At 60.2% G+C, this 4389-nt stretch carries 5 protein-coding genes and 1 pseudogene; all 6 read left to right on the top strand.

Annotation, left to right across the window (positions count from 1 at the left end; translation table 11 throughout):
- The first annotated feature begins 134 nt into the window (after window positions 1-134).
- Window positions 135-857 (top strand): SapC family protein, encoded by a 723-nt coding sequence (locus PCJ49_RS14435; RefSeq protein WP_269911518.1) that lies wholly within the window; start codon window positions 135-137, stop codon window positions 855-857.
- A gap of 153 nt (window positions 858-1010) precedes the next feature.
- Window positions 1011-1154 (top strand): annotated as a pseudogene (gene cpsB / locus PCJ49_RS14430) (mannose-1-phosphate guanylyltransferase/mannose-6-phosphate isomerase); the annotation flags it as partial.
- A gap of 109 nt (window positions 1155-1263) precedes the next feature.
- Window positions 1264-1719 (top strand): hypothetical protein, encoded by a 456-nt coding sequence (locus PCJ49_RS14425; protein ID WP_269911517.1) that lies wholly within the window; start codon window positions 1264-1266, stop codon window positions 1717-1719.
- Between the two features lie 431 nt (window positions 1720-2150).
- On the top strand, window positions 2151-3734 hold the full coding sequence (locus PCJ49_RS14420; RefSeq protein ID WP_269911516.1) for a sigma-54 dependent transcriptional regulator: 1584 nt from the start codon (window positions 2151-2153) through the stop codon (window positions 3732-3734).
- Between the two features lie 22 nt (window positions 3735-3756).
- On the top strand, window positions 3757-4077 hold the full coding sequence (locus PCJ49_RS14415; protein WP_089289338.1) for a hypothetical protein: 321 nt from the start codon (window positions 3757-3759) through the stop codon (window positions 4075-4077).
- Window positions 4078-4141: 64 nt separating this feature from the next.
- Window positions 4142-4342 carry a hypothetical protein gene (locus PCJ49_RS14410; RefSeq protein WP_089289339.1) on the top strand — a complete coding sequence of 67 codons (201 nt, stop codon included), beginning with the start codon at window positions 4142-4144 and terminating at the stop codon, window positions 4340-4342.
- The last annotated feature ends 47 nt before the right edge of the window (window positions 4343-4389 follow it).

The raw sequence follows: 4389 nt of genomic DNA, 5'->3' as shown, positions 1-4389 counted from the left end.
ATTACCCTGTATCGACCACCAACCGATGGTATAAGGGCGATCAGTAGCCTGTTCGCATAAGTCGAATAAAAGATGGGCTGAAAGCCGATACTCTTTCTGCCCGTCTGCCTCTTGATCCACAGAGAGTTGACACTATGAGCAATCCTAAGCTGCCCGTGATGTATCAGCGCCCCCGTCCGGTCATGGCGGAACGAGATGCCAGCACCTCGTTGGCTAGCAGCGGCGATTTCGGTTTTGCCGCCAAGACCAATTCGGTGCCGGTGATCGCCACTGAATTCACCCTGCTGTGCAAGTTCTTCCCCATCCTGTTCGCCGATGCAGAATTCCCGCAGCCGGTCGCCCTGTTGGGGCTGCGGGATGAAGAAAACCTGTTCGTGAATGCTGACAGCCAGTGGGAAACCGACATTTATGTGCCGGCTTATGTGCGCCGCTATCCCTTCATCTTCCTGGAAGACAAGGAACGCGGTGAATTCGTGCTGTGCCTGGATGAAGCCAGCCCCGCGCTGGTGAATGACGATAGCAACCCGCTGTTCAAGGATGGCAAGCCGACGGAGCTGGCTGATCGCGCCCTGGAATTCTGCCGTCAGTTCCAGGCCCAGCACGCCGCTACCGCCGAATTCGTGAAGGCCCTGGTGGATAATGATCTGCTGGTGGAAAACCGCGCCGATATCACCATGCTGAATGGCGCGAAGCTGAGCCTGAACGGTTTCAAGGTGATTGACGAAGCCCGTTTCAATGCCCTGCCGGAAGAGGAATTCCTGCGCTGGCGCGAGCGTGGCTGGCTGCATCTGGCCTATTGCCACTTCATCTCGATCAGCAATTGGGCTGGTTTGATCGAACGCGTCGCCAAGCGCTGATGGCCTTCTAAGGGAATGGAGGCGGCGGCCAACATTGGTTTAGGTGAGCCCCTCCTCCATACCTGACCGACATGGCGAGCGACGGCAATTGATGTCACTGAACCACGGATGCCGGTGACCGCCACAAGGCCCAGGCACATGGTATAGAGGGGCCAATCAACCTATATCCCGATCGGGGAAAAGCACCGGCTGGGCAATCCCGGCCGCATCCCGCTGCACCTGATCGAGGTGCGTTCAGGCAGTTATCTGGGCGAAGATGATATCATCCGCTTTGAGGATAAATACACCAAGCTGTAGCCCCCTGTCCAAAAGGGACCAGACCAGGACGTGACAGACCTACGCCGTGCTGCGATAAAGAAGGACATCTGATGCAATCAGGATGGTCCCTTCCGACCAGGACGACAGTATGAACCATCGGCAAATCCTTGATCAGGCCCTGCGCGAACTACCCGCTGCCCGCGCTTCCTATATGCGCAAGGTTGCTGACGCGTTGAATGGGGTGCCGGCGCTGGAGGAACGGGAACATCTGATGTTTCCAGTGCTGGCTGCGGCGTCATCGGGAATAGAACCGATCCTGGCGCCTGCAGATTGCGCCCGTCAGGTTGTGGCCTTCATGCAGCGTCATGCCGAGGGCGTGGCCCACACGCTTTATTCCGCTGCCTATTTGCAGAACCAGAAAGCCGCCATGGCACCCTGGGCCGCACGCTTGCAGGCGGATATTGCCATTACCATCATGGATCAACTCTCCAACGGGCAGGTGAGCTTGAACGAACCGAAGGTCTGGCGTTTCCGTGCCGACGGGCCGGGCGGCGGCACTATGGCCGGCGCCCCCTTCCCCTATGGGGATGAAGAGGAGATGTGAGCCCCTTAAGAGGAAGATTTTGCTGGTCGGCAATTTCTGCCGACGCAAATCTTCCCTTTGCGTCGAACCAGACATCGAAAAGGCGGCGCGAATGGCATGAGACCATCCGCGCCGCATCAAGGTGGTGCTTTCGCCCTGAACCGAAAAATGGGCCCGGCAGCACAGAGGCCGGTTTCCTGGGTATGAGCCGAAGGGATGGAGCGTCCCTATCGGCGGGTAATCCTCGGAGAGGAAATCACCTGCAAAGGTACAAGCAATTTTCGCGCCAACTCGTCCTATTAAGTTTCCATTGAGGGGCGTTGGAAGCGCCTGTCATTTCCGGTTGGAAATATAATGAAGACAACAGATAGGCGGTGCATTTTGCAAAGTTTTGTGGCGTATCGCATCATTATCGTTGCTTTTCGCATGAGCTCCATGCGAAACTCCTGTTGATGAATAATAACAATCTCAACCTTCTTGTTGTTGAGCCAGCTCCTTCCTTGGCATTGGCTTATGTCAACGCTTTGAAGCGGGATGGTCACAACATCGCCGTGGTGGATACCGCCTCCGCCGCCAAGCGGGCGCTGGCGGCGGAGGCTGCTGATCTGGTGCTGGTCAATCTTCAACTGCCCGATCAGCCGGGGACGGAGCTGGTGCGTGACCTGCTGGCGGCCGGCACGGCGGCGCGGGCGATCGCCTTGACGGCCCAGGGGTCTGTGCAGGTGGCGGTGGAGGCGATGCGCGCCGGTGCGGCCGATGTGCTGCTGTTGCCCGTCGGCACGGAGCGATTACGCGGCGCCGTGGCTGCCGCCCTGGCGACCCGCCCGGCCGAGGAAAAGCCGAGCACCACCAAGCGCCCCACCAAAGCAGCGAAGGCCGACAGCAAGCCCGAAACACCCGATGGCAGTGCCTTCATGGGCTTCATCGGTGCCTCACCCCCCATGCAGGCGGCCTATCGGCTGATCGATGCCGCCGCCCCCTCCAAGGCCACCGTCTTCATCACCGGCGAAAGCGGGACGGGCAAGGAGGTCTGTGCCGAGGCCATTCACCGACGCAGCCCACGCGGCGGCGGCCCCTTCATCGCCATCAATTGCGCCGCCATCCCGAAAGACCTGATGGAGTCGGAGATTTTCGGTCATGTGAAGGGTGCCTTCACCGGGGCCACCACCGACCATTCCGGTGCCGCCCTGCAGGCCGATGGCGGCACCCTGTTTCTGGATGAAATCGGCGAAATGGACCTGTCACTGCAGGCCAAGCTGTTGCGCTTCCTGCAGACAGGCATGGTGAAGAAGGTCGGCTCGGAAAAGTTGGAACCGGTGGATGTGCGCATTGTCTGCGCCACCAACCGCGATCCCTATGCCGAGGTGCAGGCCGGCCGCTTCCGGGAGGATCTGTTCTATCGCCTGCAGGTGATTTCCATCGAACTGCCGCCCCTGCGGGAGCGGGGTGACGATGCCCTGCTGATTGCTCGGCATTTCCTGACCAAGTTTGGCCGGGAAGAGCGCAAGGATTTCAAAGGTTTCAGTCCGGAAGCGGAACAGATCATCCGCAATTACGCCTGGCCCGGCAATGTGCGCCAGCTGTTGAATGTGGTGCGCAACGTCGTGGTGCTGAATGATGGCGACATCATTCAGCCCTTTATGTTCCCGCCGCCGTTGAACAAGCCGACCATGATCGTGCCGCCCCTGCTGCAAGACCCACGCTGGGCCGCGATGATGGGGCCGCTTGCACAGCCGCCGGGCACGGTTGCCGCCGGTGCCAATCCTTTTGCCAGCCTGGGCATTCCCGGCCTGTCGCTGCCACCGACCGCAACGGTTGTCGGGGTGCCCACCGCCCCGGTGGCCGCCCCTCCCCCCGCCACGCCACCGGTTGCGGAAATGTCAGAACGGCATATTCGTCCGCTCTGGATGGTGGAGGAAGAAGCCATTGATGCGGCAATCCAGGCCTGTGGTGGTAATATAACCCGTGCCGCCGCGTTGCTGGAAATCAACCCCTGCACGATTTATCGTCGTCGGCAGAAAAAGAAGACGGGCTGAGGCGCCGGAGGCAGAGAGAGCCATGATCACCGAAATCCGTCACATCATTTTCTCCAACGATGAGCTGAAGCTGGTCTTCCAGACCGTGCCGCTGGAGGGGTTTGATCCCAGCCGCCGCATCATGCGCGTGCAGGTCGTGGAAGGCCCCCCGCCCTCCGTCCGCCTTCAAAGCGACGGGGTCAGCGGTCCGCGCGGGGAGCTGGAGGTCGAAAGCTACCAGCTGGCGCGGCTGATCGTCGCCTATTGCCGGGAAAAGCGCATCCCGCTGCCCAAGGATGCGCTGAAAACCATTCACGCGCAGGGCGATGCGCTATGCTTTTCCATCATGAGCACGCTGGGATGAAGCCCCCTGGCGGGAAGACCCGGATCGGCCTATAATCCGTCCATAACCAGGAAGGATTACTGCGATGGAAGTCGGCTCCTCCGCCGGGTATGCCTCGGCCGTCAATGTATTGCAGACCCGCAGCCAGCTGCAGACTGGTCAGCTGAAACAGAATGCCGACCAGGAACAGCAAGCTGCCCAGGTGCTGCAAACCGGCACCACCGCCGGAACGGAAGCTGGCAGCGGTGCCAATGGGCGCGGTGCTTTGGTCGATATCAAGGCCTGAGCGACAGCAAAGGCTGTTCAGCCCCAGCGTAACCCGTTATCCTGCCT

It is taken from the genome of Niveispirillum sp. BGYR6 (genome assembly GCF_027568365.1).
Taxonomy (GTDB): domain Bacteria; phylum Pseudomonadota; class Alphaproteobacteria; order Azospirillales; family Azospirillaceae; genus Niveispirillum.
The sequence above is the reverse complement of the archived record's forward strand: the minus strand, read 5'-3'. Positions and strand labels throughout refer to the sequence as shown.